At 72.8% G+C, this 23612-nt stretch carries 20 protein-coding genes and 1 pseudogene; 9 read left to right on the top strand and 12 right to left on the bottom strand.

Features of this window, described 5'->3' with window-relative positions; all coding sequences use genetic code 11:
- Window positions 1-18 precede the first annotated feature (18 nt).
- Together sdhA and ADK60_RS04095 are read left to right on the top strand one after the other, a co-directional pair.
- Window positions 19-1761: a succinate dehydrogenase flavoprotein subunit gene (gene sdhA, locus ADK60_RS04100; RefSeq protein ID WP_053643305.1), complete on the top strand. Its 1743-nt coding sequence runs from the start codon at window positions 19-21 to the stop codon at window positions 1759-1761.
- Window positions 1761-2534, top strand: a complete 774-nt coding sequence (locus ADK60_RS04095) for a succinate dehydrogenase iron-sulfur subunit (protein ID WP_053643303.1) — start codon at window positions 1761-1763, stop codon at window positions 2532-2534. The genes sdhA and ADK60_RS04095 overlap by 1 nt, the downstream gene beginning before the upstream one ends.
- A gap of 71 nt (window positions 2535-2605) precedes the next feature.
- On the opposite strand, the gene ADK60_RS04090 is transcribed toward ADK60_RS04095, so the two are convergent.
- Complete coding sequence (locus tag ADK60_RS04090) at window positions 2606-2863, bottom strand: SCO4848 family membrane protein (protein ID WP_053643301.1); 258 nt, start codon at window positions 2861-2863, stop codon at window positions 2606-2608.
- Between the two features lie 147 nt (window positions 2864-3010).
- Here ADK60_RS04090 and ADK60_RS04085 point away from each other — a divergent pair, with 147 nt between their 5' ends.
- Window positions 3011-4225: a D-alanyl-D-alanine carboxypeptidase family protein gene (locus ADK60_RS04085; RefSeq protein WP_053643299.1), complete on the top strand. Its 1215-nt coding sequence runs from the start codon at window positions 3011-3013 to the stop codon at window positions 4223-4225.
- A gap of 31 nt (window positions 4226-4256) precedes the next feature.
- Here ADK60_RS04085 and ADK60_RS04080 read toward each other — a convergent pair whose 3' ends face one another.
- Window positions 4257-5222 (bottom strand): YihY/virulence factor BrkB family protein, encoded by a 966-nt coding sequence (locus ADK60_RS04080; RefSeq protein ID WP_234370934.1) that lies wholly within the window; start codon window positions 5220-5222, stop codon window positions 4257-4259.
- 143 nt (window positions 5223-5365) lie between these two features.
- On the bottom strand, window positions 5366-6364 hold the full coding sequence (locus ADK60_RS04075) for a glycosyltransferase family 2 protein (RefSeq protein WP_045937744.1): 999 nt from the start codon (window positions 6362-6364) through the stop codon (window positions 5366-5368).
- Between the two features lie 158 nt (window positions 6365-6522).
- Here ADK60_RS04075 and ADK60_RS04070 point away from each other — a divergent pair.
- The 4 genes and pseudogenes from ADK60_RS04070 to ADK60_RS04055 form a co-directional block, all read left to right on the top strand.
- Window positions 6523-9321 (top strand): annotated as a pseudogene (locus ADK60_RS04070) (glycosyltransferase family 2 protein); the annotation flags it as partial.
- Between the two features lie 10 nt (window positions 9322-9331).
- Window positions 9332-9856 carry a CDP-glycerol glycerophosphotransferase family protein gene (locus tag ADK60_RS46140; RefSeq protein ID WP_079008033.1) on the top strand — a complete coding sequence of 175 codons (525 nt, stop codon included), beginning with the start codon at window positions 9332-9334 and terminating at the stop codon, window positions 9854-9856.
- Entirely contained in the window at window positions 9769-10155 is a 387-nt protein-coding gene (locus ADK60_RS41470; RefSeq protein WP_234370935.1) for a CDP-glycerol glycerophosphotransferase family protein, read from the top strand. The genes ADK60_RS46140 and ADK60_RS41470 overlap by 88 nt, the downstream gene beginning before the upstream one ends.
- Before the next feature lie 201 nt (window positions 10156-10356).
- Window positions 10357-12891 carry a CDP-glycerol glycerophosphotransferase family protein gene (locus ADK60_RS04055; protein WP_053643292.1) on the top strand — a complete coding sequence of 845 codons (2535 nt, stop codon included), beginning with the start codon at window positions 10357-10359 and terminating at the stop codon, window positions 12889-12891.
- Here the strand turns inward: ADK60_RS04055 and ADK60_RS04050 are convergent.
- From ADK60_RS04050 to ADK60_RS04025, 6 genes are all read right to left on the bottom strand, one after another.
- On the bottom strand, window positions 12876-13430 hold the full coding sequence (locus ADK60_RS04050; RefSeq protein ID WP_234325793.1) for a 2'-5' RNA ligase family protein: 555 nt from the start codon (window positions 13428-13430) through the stop codon (window positions 12876-12878). The two genes, ADK60_RS04055 and ADK60_RS04050, sit on opposite strands and share 16 nt — an antisense overlap.
- Window positions 13427-14467: a tryptophan--tRNA ligase gene (gene trpS / locus ADK60_RS04045; RefSeq protein WP_045937750.1), complete on the bottom strand. Its 1041-nt coding sequence runs from the start codon at window positions 14465-14467 to the stop codon at window positions 13427-13429. Before trpS ends, ADK60_RS04050 begins: the two co-directional genes overlap by 4 nt.
- A 30-nt stretch (window positions 14468-14497) precedes the next feature.
- The gene (locus ADK60_RS04040) at window positions 14498-15823 is read right to left on the bottom strand and encodes a hemolysin family protein (protein WP_053643290.1); all 1326 of its coding nucleotides are present in this window, start codon (window positions 15821-15823) and stop codon (window positions 14498-14500) included.
- A gap of 79 nt (window positions 15824-15902) precedes the next feature.
- On the bottom strand, window positions 15903-16895 hold the full coding sequence (locus tag ADK60_RS04035) for a malate dehydrogenase (protein ID WP_053643289.1): 993 nt from the start codon (window positions 16893-16895) through the stop codon (window positions 15903-15905).
- Window positions 16896-17097: 202 nt separating this feature from the next.
- Window positions 17098-17517 (bottom strand): DUF3017 domain-containing protein, encoded by a 420-nt coding sequence (locus ADK60_RS04030; RefSeq protein WP_053643287.1) that lies wholly within the window; start codon window positions 17515-17517, stop codon window positions 17098-17100.
- 79 nt (window positions 17518-17596) lie between these two features.
- Entirely contained in the window at window positions 17597-18451 is an 855-nt protein-coding gene (locus ADK60_RS04025) for a bifunctional methylenetetrahydrofolate dehydrogenase/methenyltetrahydrofolate cyclohydrolase (protein ID WP_045937754.1), read from the bottom strand.
- Window positions 18452-18967: 516 nt separating this feature from the next.
- On the opposite strand from ADK60_RS04025, the gene ADK60_RS04020 reads away from it, so the two are divergent.
- Complete coding sequence (locus ADK60_RS04020) at window positions 18968-19714, top strand: RDD family protein (protein ID WP_045937755.1); 747 nt, start codon at window positions 18968-18970, stop codon at window positions 19712-19714.
- A 135-nt stretch (window positions 19715-19849) separates the two neighbouring features.
- Here ADK60_RS04020 and purH read toward each other — a convergent pair whose 3' ends face one another.
- Entirely contained in the window at window positions 19850-21430 is a 1581-nt protein-coding gene (gene purH, locus ADK60_RS04015) for a bifunctional phosphoribosylaminoimidazolecarboxamide formyltransferase/IMP cyclohydrolase (protein ID WP_053643285.1), read from the bottom strand.
- Window positions 21427-22086, bottom strand: coding sequence for a phosphoribosylglycinamide formyltransferase (gene purN / locus ADK60_RS04010; RefSeq protein ID WP_053643283.1), 660 nt, complete (start codon window positions 22084-22086; stop codon window positions 21427-21429). The genes purH and purN overlap by 4 nt, the downstream gene beginning before the upstream one ends.
- Window positions 22087-22451: 365 nt before the next feature.
- Here purN and ADK60_RS04005 point away from each other — a divergent pair, with 365 nt between their 5' ends.
- The gene (locus tag ADK60_RS04005; protein ID WP_053643281.1) at window positions 22452-23105 is read left to right on the top strand and encodes a DUF308 domain-containing protein; all 654 of its coding nucleotides are present in this window, start codon (window positions 22452-22454) and stop codon (window positions 23103-23105) included.
- Window positions 23106-23111: 6 nt separating this feature from the next.
- Here ADK60_RS04005 and ADK60_RS41465 read toward each other — a convergent pair.
- A partial coding sequence (locus ADK60_RS41465; protein ID WP_353651725.1) for a cell division protein PerM occupies window positions 23112-23612 on the bottom strand: 501 nt, incomplete at its 5' end.

Raw genomic sequence — 23612 nt, 5'->3', positions numbered from 1 at the left:
GAGGCGAGTTAACCCCCCATGCAGATTCACCAGTACGACACCGTCATCGTCGGCGCCGGCGGCGCCGGGATGCGCGCCGCCATCGAGTCGACGCAGCGCAGCCGCACCGCGGTCCTGACCAAGCTCTACCCGACCCGGTCCCACACCGGCGCGGCCCAGGGCGGCATGTGCGCCGCCCTGGCCAACGTCGAGGAGGACAACTGGGAGTGGCACACCTTCGACACGGTCAAGGGTGGTGACTACCTGGTCGACCAGGACGCCGCCGAGATCATGTGCAAGGAGGCCATCGACGCGGTCCTCGACCTGGAGAAGATGGGTCTGCCCTTCTCCCGCACCGAGCAGGGCCGGATCGACCAGCGCCGCTTCGGCGGCCACTCCCGCAACCACGGCGAGGCCCCGGTCCGCCGTTCCTGCTACGCGGCCGACCGCACCGGTCACATGATCCTCCAGACGCTGTTCCAGAACTGCGTCAAGCACGGCGTCGAGTTCTTCAACGAGTTCTACGTCCTGGACCTGCTGATCAACGAGGGCCGCACGGCCGGCGTCGTCGCCTACGAGCTGGCCACCGGCGAGATCCACGTCTTCCAGGCCAAGGCCGTCGTGTTCGCCTCCGGCGGCACCGGCAAGATGTTCAAGGTCTCCTCGAACGCCCACACCCTCACCGGTGACGGCCAGGCGGTGGCCTACCGCCGCGGCCTGCCGCTGGAGGACATGGAGTTCTTCCAGTTCCACCCGACGGGCATCTGGCGGATGGGCATCCTGCTCACCGAGGGCGCCCGCGGCGAGGGCGGCATCCTCCGCAACAAGGACGGCGAGCGCTTCATGGAGCGCTACGCCCCCGTCATGAAGGACCTCGCGTCCCGTGACGTCTGCTCCCGCGCGATCTACACCGAGATCCGCGAGGGCCGCGGCTGCGGTCCGGACGGCGACCACGTCTACCTGGACCTGACCCACCTGCCGCCGGAGCAGCTGGACGCCAAGCTCCCGGACATCACCGAGTTCGCCCGCACCTACCTCGGCATCGAGCCCTACACGGACCCGATCCCGATCCAGCCCACCGCGCACTACGCGATGGGCGGCATCCCGACCAACGTCGAGGGTGAGGTGCTGCGCAACAACACCGACGTCGTCCCGGGCCTGTACGCGGCCGGCGAGGTCGCCTGCGTGTCCGTGCACGGCGCCAACCGTCTGGGCACCAACTCGCTGCTGGACATCAACGTCTTCGGCCGTCGCGCCGGCCTCGCCGCCGCGGGCTTCGCCGACGCCAACGAGTTCGTGCCGCTGCCGGAGAACCCGGAGCAGCTGGTCCAGGACCTGGTCGACTCGCTCCGCGAGTCCACCGGCACCGAGTCCGTGGCGCAGATCCGCAAGGAGCTGCAGGAGTCCATGGACGCCAACGCGATGGTGTACCGCACCGGCGCCACCCTGAAGCAGGCGGTCGAGGACATCGCCGCGCTGAAGGAGCGCTACAAGAACGTCTCGATCCAGGACAAGGGCTTCCGCTACAACACGGACCTGCTGGAGGCCATCGAGCTGGGCAACCTGCTCGACCTGGCCGAGGTCCTGGCGGTCTCGGCGCTCGCCCGCGAGGAGTCGCGCGGCGGTCACTACCGCGAGGACTTCCCGACCCGTGACGACGTGAAGTTCATGCAGCACACCATGGCGTACCAGGAGGTCGCCGCCGACGGCAGCACCTCCATCCGCCTCGACTACAAGCCGGTCGTCACGACCCGCTACCAGCCGATGGAGCGTAAGTACTGATGAGCACTCCGACCGTGGAGAAGCACTCGGCCGCTCTGGACGCGGCCGAGGCCGGCGGTACCAAGCTGATCACCGTCACCGTCCGGATCCGCCGGTTCAACCCGGAGGAGCACCCGGACCCGGTGTGGGTCGACTACCAGCTGGAGATGGACCCGAAGGAGCGCGTCCTGGACGCGCTCAACAAGGTCAAGTGGGAGCAGGACGGCACCCTCACCTACCGCCGTTCCTGTGCCCACGGCATCTGCGGCTCCGACGCCATGCGGATCAACGGCCGCAACCGGCTGGCGTGCAAGACCCTGATCAAGGACGTCAACCCGGAGAAGCCGATCACGATCGAGGCCATCAAGGGCCTGACGGTCCTCAAGGACCTGATCGTGGACATGGACCCGTTCTTCCAGGCGTACAAGGACGTCATGCCGTTCCTCATCACCAAGGGGAACGAGCCGACCCGCGAGCGCCTGCAGTCCGCCGAGGACCGCGAGCGCTTCGACGACACCACCAAGTGCATCCTGTGCGCCGCGTGCACGTCGTCCTGCCCGGTGTTCTGGAACGACGGCCAGTACTTCGGCCCGGCCGCGATCGTCAACGCCCACCGCTTCATCTTCGACTCGCGCGACGAGGGCGCGGAGCAGCGGCTGGAGATCCTCAACGACCGTGAGGGCGTCTGGCGCTGCCGGACCACCTTCAACTGCTCCGAGGCCTGCCCCCGCGGCATCGAGGTCACCAAGGCGATCCAGGAAGTGAAGCGCGCCCTGGTCACCCGCCGCTTCTGATCCCGAGCCCCACGCCGAAGGCCCCCGTCCACTCCGGACGGGGGCCTTCGCGTTGCCGATCGGCGCGGAGCTCAGCCGGTGGCCGGTGCGCGGCGGGTGGCGCGGAGGCCGCGGAGGCCGAGGGTGCCGATGGCGAGGCCGAGGGCGAGGGAGGTGAGGGCGAGGAGGAGGTGGACCCAGAAGAAGGCGGTGGGCTGGGAGTGGTCGCCGCCGGTGAAGGCCTGGCCGCCGGAGTCCTTCCAGAGGTTCTTGACGAAGGTGGTCCAGATGACCAGGGACCAGACGCCGAAGGCGGTCAGGAACCAGGAGGTGCGGCGGCTGAGCTTCATGGGGCGGTCCTCGGTGGGGCGGGGAGGTGAAGGCGGTGTGCTTCCCCAGTATGCGCGGGCGTCCGTTCGGCGTACGGCGGCCCCCTCCTGCGGCGGACCGGGGCCCAGGGGCGGACGGCGGGGGTCCCGAGTGGGTACCGTCTCCTGGTGCCCACTAGCTCGAAGCTCGCACGCCTGATCGCCGCGCCCGCCGCGGCCCTTCCGCTCCTGTTCGCCGTCCCGGTGGCCGTCGCGGCCCCGCCCGGGTCGCCGCCGTCGGCCTCGGTCGGGGGCGACCGGATGGGGCTCCCGGGGGTCCAGGTGGATCCGCTGGCGGGCGCCCCGGCGCTGCCGGGGGACCTCACCGGGCAGTCCTGGATAGTCGCCGACGCCGCGTCGGGAGAGGTGCTGGCGGCCAGCAACCCGCATCTGCGGCTCGCCCCGGCCTCCACGCTGAAGATCCTCTTCGCGGACACCGTGCTGCCGAAGTTCGACCGCAACGCCGTGCACCGGGTCGCGGACGAGGAGATCCAGGGGATCGGCGCGGGGAGCAGCCTGGTCGGCATCAAGGAGAACCTGGACTACCGGGTCGAGGACCTCTGGCGCGGGGTGTTCCTGAGTTCGGGGAACGACGCGGTGCACGTCCTCGCGCACATGAACGGCGGCGTGCAGCAGACCGTGGCCGAGATGCAGGCGCGGGCGGAGGCGCTGCAGGCCCGGGACACCCGGGTGGTCTCGCCGGACGGTTACGACGCGGACGGCCAGGTGTCCTCGGCCTACGACCTGACGCTGTTCGCCCGGGCGGGGCTGCGCAACCCGGACTTCCGGAGCTACTGCGCGACCCGCGACGCGGTGTTCCCGGGCGCGGTGGACCGGAACACCGGGCAGCGCGGCAGCTTCGGGATCGCCAACACCGACCGGCTGCTCGGCAAGTACCCGGGCCTGATCGGGGTGAAGAACGGCTTCACCACCAATGCCGGCTCCACCTTCGTCGGCGCCGCCGAACGGGACGGCCGCACCCTGCTGGTGACGGTGATGCACCCGAGCACCTATCAGAAGGTGTACGACGAGACGGCCGCGCTGCTGGACTGGGGCTTCGCCGCGGCCGGCAAGGTGGCCCCGGTCGGGAAGCTGGTGGAGGAGGGCGAGAGCGCCGCGCCGACGCCGACCGGCCAGGCGGGCGGTGCCGCCGGGGTGCCCGCCCCGCCGCCGCACCCCTCGCCGACCGCCACCGACCGCTCCGCGCCGGCGGCCGCCCGGGCGGCGGACTCCGCCGGGGGCGGCCTCGGGCCGGTCGGCTGGGTCGTCCTCGGGGTGGTCCTGACGGCGGGCGGCGCGGGTGCCGTACTGCTGCTGAACCGGCGGCGGGCGGCCGCCCGCTGAGGCCGGTCCGCCGGGGCGCCCCGGTCCGGCCTCAGCCCTCCCCGTCCCGGGAGCGCCGGGGCCGGGGCCGGTCCTCCTCCTCGGCCGCCTCCTTCGGGACGGCGGCCCCCTCCTCGTCGGCCGCCTTCGGGACGGCCGCCTCCTCCTCGTCCGCGGCCGCGACCAGCGCGGCGGCGCGCTCGCGGGCCCGCTCCCGGGCCGCCGCCGGGTCGGCGGTCGCCGTCCAGGCCACGCAGTACATCAGCAGCCGGCAGACGAAGTTGATCCACAGCAGCAGCGCCACCGGCACGCCGAAGGCGCCGTAGAGGCTCTTCCCGGCGACCGAGCCGAGGTACGAGGACAGCAGGATCTTCAGCAGCTCGAAGCCGACCGCGCCGATCAGCGCGGCCCGCAGGACGTCCCGCCGGTGCTGGTGCGCGATCCTCGGGAACGGCGCCAGCAGGTAGGCGAAGAGCAGCATGTCGCAGCCGACGGCGATCAGCAGCCCGGCCGCGGTGAGCAGGTAGCCGCCCGAGCCCAGGCCGATCCAGTCGGCGATCCGGCCGGCCAGCGTCGTCCCGGCGGCCGAGGCGCCGAGCGAGACCAGCGAGACCAGGCCGAGGCCGCCGAGGACCAGGAAGTCCCAGCCCTTGCGCAGCAGCGGGTTGCCCTCCTCGTCGGGCAGCTGCCAGATGTCCCGGATCGAGGTCCGCATGGTGTCCACCCAGCCGAGGCCGGAGAGCACCAGCAGGACGCCGCTGACGAGTCCGACCGCCCCCGCGTTGGCCACCAGCGAGGGCAGGTTGAGGGCGTCCGAGATGCCCGGCAGCTGGTCGGAGATCCGCTTCTGGATGTCGTCGACCCGGCTGTCGCTGAGGGTCGCGACGGCGATCGCCAGCGCGACCGTCAGCAGCGGGAAGAGCGCGAGGAAGCCGAAGAAGGTGACCGCGCCGGCCAGGCGGTTGCCGCGCAGCGCGGTGAAGTGCTCGTAGGCGCGGTAGGGGCGGCTGCGCAGCACCCGTGTCACGATCGGGCCAATCACCGGGAGGCGGGTCAGAAAGTCCACCGTCCGGTTATACCGGCCCGTCCCCCGAACGGCCGTCAGGCCCGCCGTCATACCCGCAGCCAGACCTACTGTCAGACCGGCCGTCAGGCCCGCCGTCAGCGGCGGACCATCCGGCGGGCCCGGGCCAGCGCGCGGACCGCCTGGTAGGCGGTGTACCGGCCGTGGCCGAGCAGTTCGGTGCGCAGTGCGGACACCCCGCCGGACGCCCGGTAGCCGGCCGGGCGCAGCCGGGCGCAGTGCTCGGCGGCCCGGCGGAAGAACTCCCGGCGGTCGCCGGGCGGGACCCGGCCGGGCCGGGAGACCACGGTGTTGAGGTGGTGCAGCATCCGGCCGTAGACCACCGGGCGCCAGCGGTCGAGCTCGGGGCGGTCGTCGAGGAACGCGAAGACCAGGTCGTACTGGCCGAAGACGTCGAAGTGCTTGCGGCTGGCGGTGGCCAGGATGTTGCCGCCCTCCTGGCGCTGCCGGTAGTGGACGCCGACCCGGTCGAGCAGGGTGATGCCGCGGGCGGCGAGCAGCGCCGGGTACGTCCAGGGGGTGTCCTCGTAGTACCCGGCCGGGAAGGTCAGGCCCTGGGCGGTGACGAAGTCGCGGCGGTAGGCCTTGTTCCACACCACCTGGAGCAGTTCGAGCAGCTCGGGGCGCTCGGCGAGGTCGAAGACCTCCCGGGAGGGGGCGCCGAAGACCTTGGCGGAGGCGGCCCGGACGGTCCGGCCGTCCGCGTAGGTGCGGGCGTAGTCGTAGACCAGGACGTCCGGGTCGCCGACGGCCCGCAGCCGGTCGTCGACGGCCGTCAGCAGACCGGGGGTCAGGGTGTCGTCGCTGTCGAGGAAGAGCACGTAGTCGCCGGTGGCGACGGCGAGGCCGGCGTTGCGGGCCCGGCCGAGGCCGACGTTCTCCGGCAGGTGCAGCACCCGCACCCGGGGGTCCTCGGCGGCGGCCGTGTCGAGCAGCGCGCCGCAGCCGTCCGGGGAGCGGTCGTCCACCGCGATCAGCTCGATCTCCGGACCGTCCTGGCCGAGCACCGAGGCGAGGCACTCGGCGAGGTACTCCTCGACCCGGTAGACCGGGACGATCACACTGAAGCGGGGCATGGCCCCAGGGTAGTGGGCCTGCGCAGGGGCCCCCGGACGGCCCCCGGCGGGGCCATGGGCCGGGGGTAGGATCGACGCGCACGTACGCACCGAATCAAAGTGCGGTCAGACCCCGAGGGGGCTGCCACGCTCCTTCCCGAGAAAGGCCTGCGTAGCCGATGGCTCCCCGCCTCTCCATCGTCGTCCCGATCTACAACGTCGAGCGCTACCTCGTGGAATGCCTCGACTCGATCGCCGCCCAGACCTTCACGGACTTCGAGTGCGTCATGGTCGACGACGGTTCGAAGGACGACAGCGCCGCCCTCGCCGAGGCGTACGCTGCCAAGGACTCCCGGTTCCGGCTGGTCCGGCAGGTCAACAAGGGCCTCGGCGCGGCCCGCAACACCGGCATCCGGCACATCGACCCGGACGCCGAGTTCCTGTGCTTCGTCGACAGCGACGACTCGATGCCGCCCAGTGCGTACGAGCTGATGATCAACACGCTGGACGAGACCGGCTCGGACTTCGCCACCGGCAACGTGCTGCGCTTCCGCGCGATCGGCTACTACCAGTCCGGCGGCCACAGCCGCCCGTTCGCCAAGACCGTGCTCAAGACGCACATCACCGAGATCCCCTCGCTGGTCACCGACCGCACCGCGTGGAACAAGGTGTACCGCCGCTCCTTCTTCGACGCGGCCGGGATCATCTACCCCGAGGGCATCCTGTACGAGGACGCCCCGGTCAGCGTGCCGCACCACTACCTCGCCAAGAGCGTGGACGTGCTCTCCGAGCCGATCTACCACTGGCGCGAGCGCGAGGTCGGCGAGATGTCGATCACCCAGATGCGCACCAACCCCAAGGGCCTGGTCGACCGGGTCGCCTCGGTCGAGCTGGTCCGCGCCTGGCTGCGGAAGCAGACCGAGCCGCGTTTCGCCGAGTACCTGAAGACCTACGACGAGAACACCCTCGTCGAAGAGATCCCGATGTTCTTCTGGTCCGTCGTGGACGGCGACAAGGAGTACCGGGACGCGTACATCACCAGCGTCAGCCGGCTGCTGCGGGCGATCGGCCCCGAGCAGGTCAAGAAGCTGCGCGCGCCGCTGCGGCTGAAGTACCACCTGACCCTGCAGGGCCGGATCGACGAGTTCGTCGAGCAGATCAAGTACGAGGGCGAGAGCAACGGCGGTGTCGTCGCCAAGGGCCTGCTGCGCCCGTACGCCGACTACCCGTTCCTGCGCGGCGGCCGCAAGAGCGTGCCGGCCGGCCTGCTCAGCCTGCGCAACTCCACCGTCATCCGCAGCCGGCTCTACGACGCGCGCTGGGAGGCCGGCCGGCTGCGGCTGACCGGCCACGCGTACCCGGAGCAGCTGGGCGCGGCCAACAAGCACGACATGGTGCGCACCCTGGTGCTGCGCGAGGCCAAGGGCCGCCGGGTCATCGCCGTGCCGATGAAGACCCAGTACAGCCCCGAGGCCACCGCCACCAACCACCACGACCTCTACAACTGCGACTGGGCCGGCTTCACCGTCGCGCTCGACCCGGAGAAGCTCAAGCACCGCGGCCAGTGGAAGGACGGCAACTGGCGCGTCCTGGTCGCCGGCGCGGGCAAGGGCGGCGTCTACAAGGGCCGGGTCTGGGCCGGCTGGGCGGACACCGCGCTCTACCAGCCCTCGCACTGGGTCGAGCCGGACGTGCGGATCGTCCCGTTCGTCCGCGACGGCAGCGTCTACCTGCGGGTGGAGAACGCCAAGGTCCGGGTGACCGGGCTGGCCGCGAACGGCGACACGGTCGAGGTGTCCGGCGCCGCCCGCTCCGGCGTCCGGCTGGCCGGGGCCCGGCTGCGGATGACCCATGTGGAGTCCGAGCGCGAACTGACCTTCCCGGTGGCCACCGGCTCCTCGGTCGGCAGCCTCCAGCAGTTCCACGCCGTCGTGCCGATCGCCGAGCTGACCGAGGTCCGGGAGTCCTGGGCCGAGCTGGACCCGATCGCCGAGGAGCGCGCCCGCGACCGCTGGGACACCACCCTGGAGCTGGCCGACGGCACCACCGTCCCGCTCGTCTGGGACGACCGGAACGCGCCGGAGCAGCTCAACCTGGTGCTGAACCCCGACGCCGAGCCCGAGCAGCGGCGCGCCCTCTACTCCAAGCCCTCCCCGGGCGGCTACCTGCAGTTCCTGGACCAGCTGCTGCAGCCGGTCGTGCACGAGGTGACCGCGCGCGGCGCGGACGGCTTCCTGCTCAGCGGCACCTTCCCGCTGCCCGGCACCCACCGCTGGGAGCTGGTCGTGCGCCACCACTGGGGCGAGGAGCAGCACGTCTACCCGGTGGAGATCGCGGACGGCCGGTTCCGGACCGCGCTGCCGGCCGTGCCGACCGCGTCCTTCGCGGGCAACGTGCCGCTGGCCCAGGGCGGCTGGAACGTCTCGTTCCGCCCGGTCGGCGCCGTCTTCCACCCGGACATGGCCTCGTACGCGCTGATCGCGCCCGAGTGCTGGAACGCGCTGCCGCTGGAGGTGGAGGCCCGCGGCAAGCGGATCGTGCTGGAGCGGCGCCACCACGACGGCCTGCAGCTGGAGTCCGAGAACATACTGCATCCGGACGAGCGCAGCGGCTGGCGCCAGCGCAAGCTGCGGACGGCCGACTACCCGGCCGCCCGCCGGCTGCCGCTGCGCGACACGGTGCTCTACAACGTCGCGCTCGGCGGCCTCTACTCGGACTCGCCGCGGGCGATCCACGAGGAGCTGGTGCGCCGCGACCTGCCGCTGGAGCACCTGTGGGGCACCGACGACCTGCAGGCGGACCTGCCGCAGTCGGTGGGCTCGGTCCGGCTCTGGAGCCCGGAGTGGTTCGAGACCCTGGCCACCGCGAAGTACATCGTCACCAGCGCGCACCTGCCGGACTTCTTCGTCCGCCGGCCCGGCCAGATCGTGCTGCAGACCTGGCACGGCTCGCCGCTGAAGCAGATCGGCCACGACTTCGAGAAGGTCTGTGAAGCAGATCGGCCACGACTTCGAGAAGGTCTGGTTCACCGACGCGCACTACCTGAAGGGCCTCGCCAAGGAGGTCCCGAACTGGAGCCTGCTGCTGGCCGGCAGCACCTGGGCCGCCCCGGTGCTGCGCCGCGCCTTCGACTTCAAGGGCGAGATCCTGGAGAGCGGCCTGCCGCGCAACGACGTGTTCTTCGCCGCCGACAAGGAGAAGACCGCCGAGCGGGTGCGTGAGCGGCTCGGCCTGCCCGAGGGCAAGAAGGTCGTGCTGTACGCGCCGACCTGGCGCGAGGACCGGCGCCGCCACTACGGCGGCTACCAGCTGCACCTCCAGCTGGACCTGGAGGCGGCGCAGGCCGCGCTGGGCGACGACCAGGTGCTGCTGGTCCGCCGGCACGCCTGCTGCTGGTCCGCCGGCACGCCAATGTCCGCGAGCAGATCCCGGCCGCCGGCAACGGCTACGTCTGGGACGTCAGCAGCTACCCGGACATGGGCGAACTGCTGCTGGCCGCGGACGTGCTGGTGACCGACTACACGGCGGCGACCTTCGACTTCGCCGTGACCGGCAAGCCGATCCTGTTCTTCACCTACGACCTGGCGCACTACCGCGACAACCTGCGCGGTTTCTCGCTGGACTTCGAGGCGGACGCGCCCGGCCCGCTGCTGGCCACGTCCGAGGAGCTGGTGGCCGCGCTCGGCCGGGTGGACGAGGTCACCGCCGAGTACGCCGGGAAGTACGCGGCGTTCCGCGACAAGTACTGCGACCTGGACGACGGCCACGCCGCCGCCCGGGCGGTGGACGCCATGCTGAGCCGCGAGGCCTGACCGGGAATTCCCGCCCGGTGGAGGGCGCCCGACGCACATTCCGCGTCGGGCGCCTTTCGCATTCCCGGCCTCCGCATTTCCCGGCTTTCGAACTGGAGTTTCCCGAACGAACTCGCCAGCTAATTCACAGTCAATTCTCAAATTGACCTCGGATACTTTTCCGGGTGAGATGGAAATTCTCGCCGAGAAAGGTCCGTGGAAATGGCTGTCCTCACCCGGTTCGTCCTCCCGCACGCCGCCCCCCGGTTCGGCGACCCGCGCTTCGGCACCCCGCTGCCGGGCGAGCAGGAGCACGCCGCCTTCGGACTGCTGCGCGCCCGCTGGTCCTCCCGCGGCCTGGAGCTCACCGGCTTCGCCCGCCCCGACGACCGGTCCACCGCCCGCCCCGGCTCGGCCTGGACCTGGCTGACCCTGCGCCCCGGCGACCTCGGCACGCCCCTCCACCTCCCCACCAGGCCCCGCCGGCTCCCCGAGATCACCGACGACAGCGCCCAGCCCGAGCACAACCACGACTGGGCCGGCTTCACCGCCCTGGTGGAGCCGCGCCGGCTGCGCACCGCCGACGGCTGGCTGCTCGGCGACTGGACCGTCGAGGCCACCCTGTTCACCCTCGCCCGCCCCACCCGGCTGCGCCGCCAGTACGGCGGCCTCGCCCCGCACTGGTGCGGCTCCGGCGAGTACCCGCCCGCCCGCTGGGTCGACCACGACGTGCGGCTCCAGCCGTACTTCGCCGACGGCCGGCTCGCCGTGCGGCTCGAACGCCCCGCCGTCCGCCTCACCCGGGCCGTCCCCGGCCCCGACGGGATCGACCTGCACCTCACCGCCGCCGAGCCGCTCCCGGACCGGACCGCGTTCCGGCTGCGCCACCGCGAGAGCGGCACCGTCCTGATCCGGCCCGCCACCGGAACCGGACGGACCCGCGGCGTCCGGCTGCCGTACGCGCCGTTCACCGCCGACGGGCGCGGCGCCGCCGAACTGGAGCACTGGGACGCCGCGTTGCTCCACCCCGACGGCACCGCCGAGCCGCTCGTGCTGGACGAGCGCGGCGGGCCGGTCTCCGGCCAGCACCCGCTGCCCGGGGCCGAGGACCGGGCCCTGCACCTCAAACACCTCGCCGACGGCCGGCTCCAGCTCTGCGTCCGGCCCGCCGCCGGCTGGGTCGAGCGGCTCACCACCCGGGCCGGCGGCTTCGAACTCACCGGCCACTGCAGCGCCGACGGCCCGCTGGAGCTCGTCCTGCGGCACAACGGCACCGGCGGCGAGGTCCGCCACCCGGTCGAGACCGGCCCGGGCCGGCGGTTCACGATCCGGCTGCCCGCCACCCGCACCGGCTCCGACGGCACCGCGCTGCCCCTGCGCAAGGGCCTGTGGGAAGCCACCCTGGAGCCCGTCGGCCGGCCGGGACCGGCCCGCCCGCTGACCGCCTCGCCCGCCGTCCTGGCCGCGCTGCCCGCCGCCACCCTGGCCGGCGGCAAACGGATCCTGCTGGAGCGCCGCTGGCACGACACCCTGCTGCTGGACTCCACCCCCGTGCTCACCGCCACCGAGCGCAGCGCCTGGACCCAGGCCCGCCAGCGCACCGCCGGCTACCCGGCCGCCTGCCGCGAACCACTGCGCGAGGCCGTGCTCTACGACGTCTTCGGCGGCCGCGGCTACGCCGACTCACCGCGCGCCGTGCACACCGAACTCGCCCGCCGGGGCACGCCGCTGGAGCACCTGTGGGTGGTCGACGACGCCCAGGCCGAGCTGCCGCCCGGGGTCCGCGCCGTCCGGGTCTGGAGCCCCGAGTGGTACCGGGCCCTGGCCACCAGCCGCTACCTCGTCGGCAACACCCACTTCCCGGACTTCCTGCGCCGGCGCCCCGGCCAGGTCGTCGTGCAGACCTGGCACGGCGCCCTGCTCAAGCGGATCGCCCACGACGTCGAGAACCCCTGGCTCGCCGACCACGGCTACCTCGCGGCCCTCGACCGGGAGACCCCGCACTGGAGCCTGCTGCTCTCCCCCAGCCCCTTCGCCACCCCGATCCTGCGCCGGGCCTTCCGCTACCGGGGCGAGATCCTGGAGTCCGGCTACCCGCGCAACGACGTGCTGGCCCGCCCCGACCCGCGCCGGGCGGCCGCCGTCCGGCGCCGGCTGGGGATCCCGGAGGGCCGGCGGGTGGTGCTCTACGCGCCGACCTGGCGGGAGGACCGGCCGCGCCCGGACGGCGACGGCTTCCGGCTCGACCTGCGGCTCGACCTCGACCGGGCCCGGCAGGCGCTCGGCGGGGACCATGTGCTGCTGCTGCGGCCGCACGCGCACGTCCGCGAGCCGCTGACCGGCACCGGGGACGGCTTCGCGATCGACTGCGCCGACTACCCCGACGTCCAGGAACTGCTGCTGATCGCCGACGTCCTGGTGACGGACTACTCGTCGATCCTGTTCGACTTCGCGGTCACCGGCCGGCCGGTGCTGTTCTTCACCTACGACCTGGCGCACTACCGGGACGGCCTGCGCGGCTTCGCCTTCGACTTCGAGGCCCAGGCCCCGGGACCGCTGCTCGACGACTCGGCCGGCCTGGTCACGGCACTGCGCGCACTCGCGGACGACGGTGGCGGGCTGCCGGCCGGGTACGCCGAGCGCTACCGGCGCTTCCGGGACACCCACTGCGTGCTGGACGACGGCGCCGCGGCCCGCCGGGTGGTCGACCGGATGCTGGAACTCGGCGGCCGCCCCGGGGGTCAGGAGAAGGCGTAGGACCGCCAGGGCCGCCAGACCTCGTCGAGGTCGAAGCGGGAGAGGCTGAACCCGGGGACCGGGAACGCCGCGTGGAAGGACCGGGCCTGCTCCTGGGCCCGGTCGAGCACGTCCTCCTCGAGGCCGTGCGCCACCGTCACGTGCGGGTGGTACGGGAAGGCCAGCTCCCTGGCCAGCGGGCCGGAGCGGACGTCCGCCTCCAGCAGCCGGCACTCCCGCTCGCCCTCCTCGACCCGGACGAAGACCACCGGGGAGACCGGGCGGAAGCTGCCGCCGCCGCGCAGCACCATCCGGAACGGCCGGTGCGCGGCGGCCACCGCCGCCAGGTGCTCCTCGATCTTCGGCAGCGCCTCGGTCGGCACCTCGGTGGGCGGCAGCAGGGTGACGTGCGTGGGTATCGACCGGGCCAGCGGATCGCCGTGCCCGGCCCGCGCGTCCTGGATCGCCGTGCCGTGCGGATCCGGGACAGTGACGGACACGCCGATGGTCAGGAACTCGGGGAGCTCCTGACCACCGGGCAGGCTCGTCAGCGGATTCACCGCGCGGAGGCCGGGAGGAAGCCGATCCGGTCGTACACCGTGGCCAGCGTCTCGGACGCCACCGCGCGGGCCTTCTCGGCACCCACCGCGAGGGCGCGGTCCAGCTCGGCCGGGTCGTCCAGGAAGGTCCTGGTGCGCTCCTGGAAGGGCAGCACCCACTCGGTGAAGAGCTCGGCCAGCTCGGTCTTCAGGGCGCCGTACATCTTGCCCTCGAAGTGCGCGACCAACTGCTCGACCGACTGCCCGCTGAGCGCCGAGTGGATCCGCAGCAGGTTGGAGACGCCGGCCTTCTCCTGCTCGTCGTAGCTGACCACGGTGCCGGTGTCGGTGACGGCGCTCCTGAACTTCTTGGCGCTGGCCTTCGGCTCGTCCAGCAGGCTGACCAGGCCCTTGGCGGAGGACGCGGACTTGCTCATCTTGACGGCCGGGTCCTGGAGGTCCTGGATCTTCGCCGTCTCCTTGAGGATGTACGGCTTCGGGACCGTGAAGGTCGGGCTGTAGCGGGAGTTGAAGCGCTCCGCGAGGTCGCGGGTGATCTCCACGTGCTGGCGCTGGTCCTCGCCGACCGGGACGGCGTCCGCCTGGTAGAGCAGGATGTCCGCGATCTGCAGGATCGGGTAGGTGAACAGGCCGACCGTGGTGCTGTCGGCGCCGTACCGGGAGGACTTGTCCTTGAACTGGGTCATCCGGGAGGCCTCGCCGAAGCCGGTGAGGCAGTTCATCACCCAGGCGAGCTGCGCGTGCTCGGGCACGTGCGACTGCACGAACAGGGTGCAGTGCTCCGGGTCCAGACCGGCGCCGAGCAGCTGCGCGGCGGAGATCCGGGTGTTCTGGCGCAGCGTCGCCGGATCCTGCGGCACGGTGATCGCGTGCAGGTCGACGACCATGTAGAAGGCGTCGTTCTCCTTCTGCAGATCGACCCACTGGCGCACCGCGCCCAGGTAGTTACCGAGGTGGAACGAACCGGAGGTGGGCTGGATGCCCGAGAGCACCCGGGGACGGTCCTTGACCGGACCAGTGACCGCTGCGTTGACCATGCGGGCCATTGTTCCAGTTCCACCGACCGGTCAGGAAACCTCCTGCCCCGCCGGTTCCGCCAGTGTGACCGCACTCACCCTCACCCGGGCGATCCGCCGGCCCTCCAGCTTGGCCACCGTCAGCAGCACCTCCTCGCCGGGACCGGCCGGGATCCGCACCCGGTCGCCGTCGGCGGGCAGCCGGCCGAGCGCGGCGACCAGGCAGCCGGCCACCGTCTCGTACGGACCCTCGGGGAGGGTGACGCCGGTCTCCTCGACGAAGTCCGCCAGGTTGAGCAGCCCGTCGAGCTCCACCCCGCCGCCGGCCAGGCGCCGGGTCGGGGAGGACTCCGGGGTGTCGTACTCGTCCCGGATCTCCCCGATCACCTCCTCCACCAGGTCCTCCAGGGTGACGATGCCGGCGGTGCCGCCGTACTCGTCGACCACGATCGCCAGGTGGTGGCCCTCCCGGCGCATCTCCCCCATCGCCTCCAGCACCCGCTTGGTGCCGGGCAGCAGCTTGATCGGGCGGGCCAGGTCGCGGACCTTGGCGGCCCGTTCGCCGCGCACCCCGTACAGGTCGCGGACGTGCACGAAGCCGGTCACCGCGTCGTAGCTGCCCTCGATCACGGGGTAGCGGGAGTGCGGCGAGGACTCCGCCTGGGCGCGGACCTCGGCGAGCGGGCGCTCGGCGTCCAGGAAGGTCACCTCGGTGCGCGGGACCATCACCTCGCGCAGCTGGCGCTCCCCCGCGGCGAACACATCGGCGATCAGCGTCCGCTCGTCGTTCCCGAGTTCGGTGTTGGCGGCGACCAGGCCGCGGAGCTCCTCCGAGCTCATCGAGCCCCGGCCGGCGGTCGGGTCGCCGCCGAACAGCCGGACCATCAGGTCGGTGGAACGGCCGAGCAGCCAGATCGCCGGGCGCAGCACCACCGACATGACGTCGACCACCGGCGCCGCCAGCACGGCGATGGAGTCGGCCCGCTGAAGGCCGATCCGCTTCGGGGTGAGCTCGCCGAGCACCAGCGAGACGTAGCTGATCACCAGGGTCAGTCCGACCAGGGCGGTGGCGTCCGCGACGCCCTCGGACAGCCCGGCCCGGACGAACAGCGGGGCCACCTTGCCGGCCAGGGTGTCGGCGCCGAACGCGGCGGAGAGGAAGCCCATGCAGGTCACGCCGACCTGGACGGCCGCCAGGAAGCGGTTCGGGTCGGCGGCGAGGTGCGCGGCCCGGGCCGCCCGCCGGGTGCCGCGTGCCTCCAGCGTCCGGATCTGTCCCTCGCGCAGCGAGATCAGCGAGATCTCGGCGACGTTGAACAGGCCGCCCAGGACGATGAAGACGAGGACGAGCGCGGCGTCCTCGATGGTTTCGTTCACAGCGGGCCAGTGTAGGACGACGGCCCGCCGCCCCCGTGGAACGGGGACGACGGGCCGTCGTGGAGGCGTCGGGGCCGGCTCAGATGAGGCCGAGCTCCTGGACCGCGTCGCGCTCCTCGGTCAGCTCCTGCACCGAGGCGTTGATGCGGCCGCGCGAGAACTCGGAGATCTCCAGGCCCTGGACGATCGAGAACTCGCCGTCCTTGGTGGTGACCGGGAAGGAGGAGATCAGGCCGGCCGGGACGCCGTAGGAGCCGTCGGAGACGACACCCATCGAGGTCCAGTCGCCCTCGGCGGTGCCGTTGACCCAGGTGTACACGTGGTCGATGGCGGCGTTGGCGGCCGAGGCGGCCGAGGAGGCGCCGCGGGCGTCGATGATGGCGGCGCCGCGCTTGGCGACGGTCGGGATGAAGTCGTTCTCCAGCCAGGCCTGGTCGCTGCCGACGGCCTCGAAGGCCGGCTTGCCGGCGATCTCGGCCTGGAAGATGTCCGGGTACTGGGTGGCGGAGTGGTTGCCCCAGATGGTGACGCGCTTGATGTCCGAGACCAGGGCGCCGGTCTTCAGCGAGAGCTGGCCGACGGCCCGGTTGTGGTCCAGGCGGGTCATCGCGGTGAAGCGCTCGGCCGGGACGTCCGGGGCGTTGCGCTGGGCGATCAGGGCGTTGGTGTTGGCCGGGTTACCGACCACCAGGACCTTGATGTCGTCCGCGGCGTGCTCGTTGATGGCCTTGCCCTGCGGGCCGAAGATGCCACCGTTGGCCTGCAGCAGGTCGCCGCGCTCCATGCCGGCGGTGCGCGGGCGGGCGCCGACCAGCAGCGCGACGTTGGCGCCGTCGAAGGCCTCGGCCGGCTTGTCGGTGATGGTGATGTCACGCAGCAGCGGGAAGGCGCAGTCCACGAGCTCCATGGCGGTGCCCTCGGCGGCCTTGAGGCCCTGCGGGATCTCCAGGAGGCGCAGGTTCACCGGGACATCGGCGCCGAGCAGGTGGCCCGAGGCGATGCGGAAGAGCAGCGCGTAGCCGATCTGGCCGGCGGCTCCGGTGATGGTGACATTGACGGGGGTGCGGGTCATTTCTACCTTCTCCAGCAAATCGCCAGGTGCCCCAGGCACGTCGGCGCGCTGGAGCCGAGGACGGTCTCTCGACATCGAGAGAACCGGCGTCAGGGTATCGCAAAGGGAAGCGTACGCCTCGGCCGCGGTCGTGACTGCTCGGTCACAGACGATGACGGCCCCCCGCCCGGACGTCGGGCGGGGGGCCGGCGGCGGGTCCCGGTCAGCGCCGCGGACGGCCGATCAGCTGGCCGATGTTGTCCAGCAGCGGGAACTCCAGCCACGGGTTGGGCTGGGCCATCAGGGTCAGCAGCACGATCGACAGGCCCAGGAACGTCAGCACGATCACATCGGTGAAGCGGCTGCGCACCGCCAGCATGCCGACCTCCGGCAGCACCAGCCGGAGCAGCGCGCCGAGCAGCACACCGCCGCCGACGATCAGCAGCCCGTACTTGAAGCCGTCCTGGAAGTCGGCGAACCAGGTGACCGCGAGACCGGCGGCGACCACCAGCAGGACCACCGTTATCGGCCACTGCCGGACCGGCAGCGCGTGGTCGCGCCCGAGCGCGGCCGCCGAGCCCTCGGGGGGCAGGGTGCCGGTGGTCTTCACCGGCCTGCGCCGGGTCCGGCGCGGTTCGCTCATGGCTTCCCGTCCTTCGGGATCGTCGATCGGATGGGTCGGGGCCGGGCGGGCCCGGTGGACCGGCGGCCGGACGCGGCGGTCAGGCGCCGGCGCGGCGCTCGGCCGCCACCACGATGTTGTTGAGCAGCATGGCGCGGGTCATCGGGCCGACACCGCCGGGGTTCGGGGAGATCCAGCCGGCCACCTCGGCCACGCCGGGGTGCACGTCGCCGACGATCTTGCCCTCGCTGCGGCTGACGCCGACGTCCAGCACGGCCGCGCCGGGCTTGACGTCCTCCGGCTTGACCAGGTGCGGCACACCGGCGGCGGCGACGATGATGTCGGCCTGGCGCAGGTGGTGGGCGAGGTCGCGGGTGCCGGTGTGGCAGAGGGTGACGGTGGCGTTCTCGCTGCGGCGGGTGAGCAGCAGGCCGATCGAGCGGCCGACGGTCACGCCCCGGCCGACCACGACCACCTCGGCGCCGTCGATCGGCACGCCGTGGCGGCGCAGCAGCTCGACCATGCCGAGCGGGGTGCAGGGCAGCGGGCCCTCGATGCCCAGGGCGAGGCGGCCGAGCGAGGTCGGGTGCAGGCCGTCCGCGTCCTTGTCCGGGTCCATCAGCTCCAGGACCGGGTTCTGGTCGAGGCCCTTGGGCAGCGGCAGCTGGACGATGTAGCCGGTGCAGGTCGGGTCGGCGTTGAGCTCCCGGACGACGTTCTCGACGTCCTCCTGGGTGGCGGTGGCGGGCAGCTCGCGCTGGATCGAGGCGATGCCGATCTCGGCGCAGTCCTTGTGCTTGCCGTTGACGTACCAGCGGCTGCCCGGGTCGTCGCCGACCAGGACGGTGCCGAGGCCGGGCGTGATGCCCTTGGCCTTGAGGGCCGCCACGCGGGCGGCGAGTTCGGACTTGATCGCGGCCGCGGTCGCCTTGCCATCGAGAATCTGCGCAGTCATGACCCCATTCTCCCGGATCGGGGCGGGTACCCGTGCCACCGGTCCCGGGCCGCGGACGGGGGCCGCGGGGGCGGTCCGGGCGGGGGCCGGACGGATGCGGAACGTTCGGCTCTTATTGCGGTTGCGCCACAGTCCGGCCCGAGGCGCGAACGCGGCTGGACACGGTACTGCCGTCCGGTCGACGATAAGCAGGCATTCCCCGCCGCATCCGGCCCGGTGACGGGCCGACGGACAGACCCGGCGGGGCGTACTCGGGGGAAGAACGAAGTGAGCCGACCAGACCGCACCGCGCCGACGACCGACCGCCGACGCGGGTTGCCGCGCGCCACCGGGCCGTTCCGGCTCCCGTTCGCACGCTTCCCACGGCCCTGAGCGGGCGCGCGCACCGGTCGGCACACGCCCCCGGTGTCAGCGTGCTCCGCTAACGTCCCGTCCGACCGGCTACCCGTCCAGCCGGCCCGTTCCGGGGCCTCCGCTGTCCCGTCCCCACTTGTCCCCATCTGCCCGGAGGCATCGATGAGCTACCCGCCCGACCCCAACAACCCGTACAACCAGCCCCAGCAGCCCCCGCAGCAGCCCGGCTACGGCTACCCGCAGCAGGCTCCGCCGGCCGCCGGCTACGGCTACCCGCAGCAGCCCCCGCAGCAGCCTGGCTACGGCGTGCCGCAGCAGCAGGCCTACGGGTACGCGCCGATGCCGGGCACCATCCAGGCGAACAACGGCTACATCAACATCGCCCAGATCGGCACCGTCAAGCTGGCGACCATGGGTCAGCGCTTCCTGGCCCGGCTGATCGACGGCCTGGCCGTCGGCGCGATCATCGCCCTGGTCATGGCCCTCGGCCTGGCCGGTGCACTCGGCATCGTCAAGGACACCGACGACTGCTCGCAGTACACCTACCCGAGCGCGGCCTACAGCGACTGCCTCCAGCAGCAGACCGACGCCGCGGGCGGCATCGTCGCCACCATGATGATCATGATCGGCGTGCTGGCCGTGTTCAACCTGCTCTACGAGTGGCTGCTGGTCTCCTTCGCCGGCGCCACCCTGGGCAAGATGGCCATGGGCCTGCGCGTGGTCAAGGAGAGCACCGGCCAGAACCCGGGTCTGGGCGGCGGCTTCATCCGCTTCATCATCCCGATCGTCGGCGCGTTCCTCTGCTACATCGGCGCGCTGCTGGTCTACCTGTCGCCGTTCTTCGACAACTCCGGGAAGCTGCAGGGCTGGCACGACCGTGCCGCCGGCACCCTGGTGATCAAGAAGTAACGCGGCACCGCGCACGACGGAACGGCCCGGCCCCCTCGGTGAGAGGGGGCCGGGCCGTTCCGTCGTTCCGTGCCGTGCCGTTCAGCGCCGTGCCGTCCGGCATCGTTCAGTGCCGGACGGCACGGCGCGGACGCGTCAGTGGAAGAAGTGGCGGGTGCCGGTGAAGTACATGGTCACCCCGGCCTCGGTGGCGGCCGCGACCACCTCTTCGTCCCGGATCGAGCCGCCGGGCTGGACGATCGCCCGCACGCCGGCCGCGATCAGGATCGCCGGGCCGTCCGCGAACGGGAAGAAGGCGTCGGAGGCCGCGTACGAGCCCTTGGCCCGCTCGCCGGCCCGCTCCACCGCGAGCTTGCAGGAGTCGACGCGGTTGACCTGGCCCATGCCGACGCCCACCGAGGCGCCGTCCTTGGCCAGCAGGATCGCGTTGGACTTGACGGCCCGGCAGGCCCGCCAGGCGAACGCCAGCTCGGCCAGCTCGGCCGGGGACAGCGCCTCACCGGAGGCCAGGGTCCAGGTCGCCGGGTCGTCGCCCTCGGCGTGCACCCGGTCGGCGTCCTGGAGCAGCACGCCGCCGGAGACCGGGCGCACCTCCTGACGGTTGGCCGGGGCCTCGGGGGCGAGCAGCACCCGCAGGTTCTTCTTGCGGGCCAGCACCTCGACGGCGCCGTCCTCGTAGCCGGGGGCCACCACGACCTCGGTGAAGATCGGGGCGATCTGCTCGGCCAGCGCCACCGTGACCGGGCGGTTGACCGCGATCACGCCGCCGTACGCGGACACCGGGTCGCACTCGTGCGCCTTGCGGTGCGCCTCGGCGACGTCGACGCCGGTCCCGATGCCGCACGGGTTGGCGTGCTTGATGATCGCGACGGCCGGCTCGGTGTGGTCGTAGGCGGCGCGGCGGGCGGCGTCGGTGTCGACGTAGTTGTTGTACGACATCTCCTTGCCGTGCAGCTGCCGCGCGCCGGCCAGGCCACCGCTGCCGTCGGTGTACAGCGCGGCGCCCTGGTGCGGGTTCTCGCCGTAGCGCAGCACGTTCTGGCGCTCGAAGGCCGAGCCCAGGAAGGCCGGGAACGCGTCCTCGGTCTCCGTGTAGCCGGACTCCCCGAACCAGTTGGCCACCGCGACGTCGTAGGCGGCGGTGTGGGCGAAGGCCTGGGCGGCCAGCCGCTTGCGGGTCAGCAGGTCGAAGCCGCCGCCCTGGACGGCCGTCAGCACGTCCTGGTAGCGGGCCGGGTCGACCACGACCGCCACCGAGGGGTGGTTCTTGGCGGCGGCGCGGACCATGCTCGGGCCGCCGATGTCGATCTGCTCGACGCACTCGTCCGGGGTGGCGCCGGAGGCGACGGTCGCCTTGAACGGGTAGAGGTTCACCACGACCAGGTCGAAGGGCTCGACGCCCAGCTCGGCCAGCTGCTCGCGGTGCGACTCCAGCCGCAGGTCGGCGAGGACGCCGGCGTGCACGCGGGGGTGCAGGGTCTTCACGCGCCCGTCCAGGCACTCCGGGAAACCGGTCAGCTCGGAGACCTCGGTCACCGGGACGCCCGCGGCGGCGATCCGGCCGGCGGTCGAGCCGGTGGAGACGATGGCGACCCCGGCGGCGTGCAGGCCCTGGGCCAGCTCCTCCAGACCGGTCTTGTCGTACACGCTGATCAGCGCGCGGCGGATCGGCCGGACGTTCTCGGAGACAGGGGGCGTGGTGGGAGCGGCGCTCATGCCGGAATCCATACCTTTCGGTCCTCGATGCGGTGACCCTCGCGGGCCAGCCGGCCCACGACGTCGACGAGCAGCTTGCGCTCGACAGTCTTGATGCGTTCGTGCAGCGCCTCGCCGCCATCGGCGTGGTCGGCGTCGTGGACCTCCACGACGCCCTGCGCGATGATCGGCCCGGTGTCGACGCCGGCGTCGACCAGGTGGACGGTGCAACCGGTGACCCTCACCCCGTACGCCAGCGCGTCGGTGACGCCGTGGGCGCCGGGGAAGGAGGGCAGCAGCGCGGGGTGGGTGTTGACGATCCGTCCGGCGAAGGCCTCGATGAACCCGGGGCCGAGGATCTTCATGAACCCGGCCGTGACGACCAGGTCGGGCTCGTACCCGGCGACGGAGGCGGTCAGCGCGCGGTCCCAGTCCGCCCGGTCCCCGTGGTCCTTCACCCGGTGCACGAAGACCGGCAGGCCGGCCTGCTCGGCGCGCTCCAGCCCGGCGATGCCGTCCCGGTCCGCGCCCACGGCGAGGATCTCCGCCCCGTACGCGGGGTCGGCGACGGCGTCGATCAGTGCCTGGAGGTTGGTGCCGGAGCCGGAGACCAGCACCACCAGACGGGCCGGTCCGGGCGTGCGGGGCGGGAAGAGCTGAGCGGGGGCGGCGGCCACTGCGCGATTCTCCGTAGGTCGGGCGCCGCCCGCTGGTACATCCACCGGCGGTGGGGCCACTACGAACGGCAGGTCGAGCGAGGAGGAACTCCAGGAGAACCCGCCGCGACGCGGGCCCCGGGGAACCCGTGGGAGCTGCTGACCGTCACCACCATAACGGCTGGTCGGACGGCCTCCGAAACACCGCCCGGGGCTACGCGCGTAGCTGAGACCGGGATCTCGCCGGCCGTCCGGAGCCGGGCCCGGGCGCCGGCCGACCGCCGACTCCCCGGCCGCAGGACGTGCCCGGACCCCCCACAGGGGCCTGCGGGAACATAGGGTGGCGCGGGCACCCGCCCCACCGACCGAGAAGGAATGGCCGAACCATGAGCAGCGGTGACGACACCGGCGAGCGCAACCCCTTCGCGCCGCCGCCGGCGGATGCCCCCGAGCAGCCGTGGCGCCCGCGCGCTCCCCACCCCACCGGCGACCCCGACCGGCCCGAGGGCCAGGAGGGCGGTCCGGAGGACCGCCCGCTCGTCCCGCCGCCCCACCCGTGGAGCCCCGGCCACCAGGGCGGCGGCTGGAACCCCCGCCCGCCCGCGCCGCAGCCGCCCCGGCTCGACCCGAACGACCCCGCCCAGCGCAAGGCCCGCAACGCCGCGCTGGCCGGCATGGCCGCGCTGGTCTGCGCGTTCGCCGCGCTGCACTACGTCGCCCTGTTCGTCGGCGCGCTCGCCATCGTCTGGGGCGTCTCCGCGATGCGCGCGCCCCGGCCCTCCGCCACCGACGGCGGCACCCCCGCGCCCACCGGCGTCGGCACCGGCACCGGCACGCAGAACCCGCTCACCCCGGCCGCGCTGGCGGGCATCCTCACCGGCGCGATGACGGTGGTCTTCGTCTCCTCCGTGCTCGGCCTCGCGCTGTACTACAACGACTACGTGACCTGCGTGCAGGACTCGCTGACCTCCAGCGGCGCCGACGGCTGCGACCGGCTCGCCCCGCAGTGGTACGTGGACATCACCAAGAAGAGCGACTGAGCCGGATCACCGCGCCGGGCCGCCGGGGGCGCCGGGAGCCGTGGGTGCGGGGGTTCCGGGAGCCGTCGGGGCGGGGGCTCCGGGAGCCGTCGGGGCACCGGGGGCTCCCGCCAGGCGGGTGACCACCCCGTACACGCGAGCGCGCAGCAGGAGTGCGCCCCGGCGGGCGGTCACGGCGAGCGCCCCCGGGACGAGGGGGACGCCGGACCGCCACGACCTGGCCGGGCCGCCCGCCGCCGCCCGCAGCGCCCGGGACCGCGCCAGCACCGCGACCGGGGCGGACACCACCGCGACCCAGCCCGCCGCCGACGGCGCCGTCCACCACGGCACCGGACCCAGCTCCGCCATCCGGCCCGCCCCCAGCGCCCCGCCGGCGAGCCACCCCAGCCCCGCCGCCGCACCGCCGACCAGCAGCCCGGACGCCAGCGCCGCCACCCCCGTCGCCGCCACCGGCCACGGGGCCCCCGGCCGCACCGGCCCGGCCGCCCGCCCGCCGCCCGCCGAGGC

This window comes from Streptomyces sp. XY431, from assembly GCF_001279805.1.
GTDB lineage: Bacteria > Actinomycetota > Actinomycetes > Streptomycetales > Streptomycetaceae > Kitasatospora > Kitasatospora purpeofusca.
Note: the sequence above shows the minus strand (reverse complement) of the source record. Positions and strands in the feature narration are given on the sequence as shown.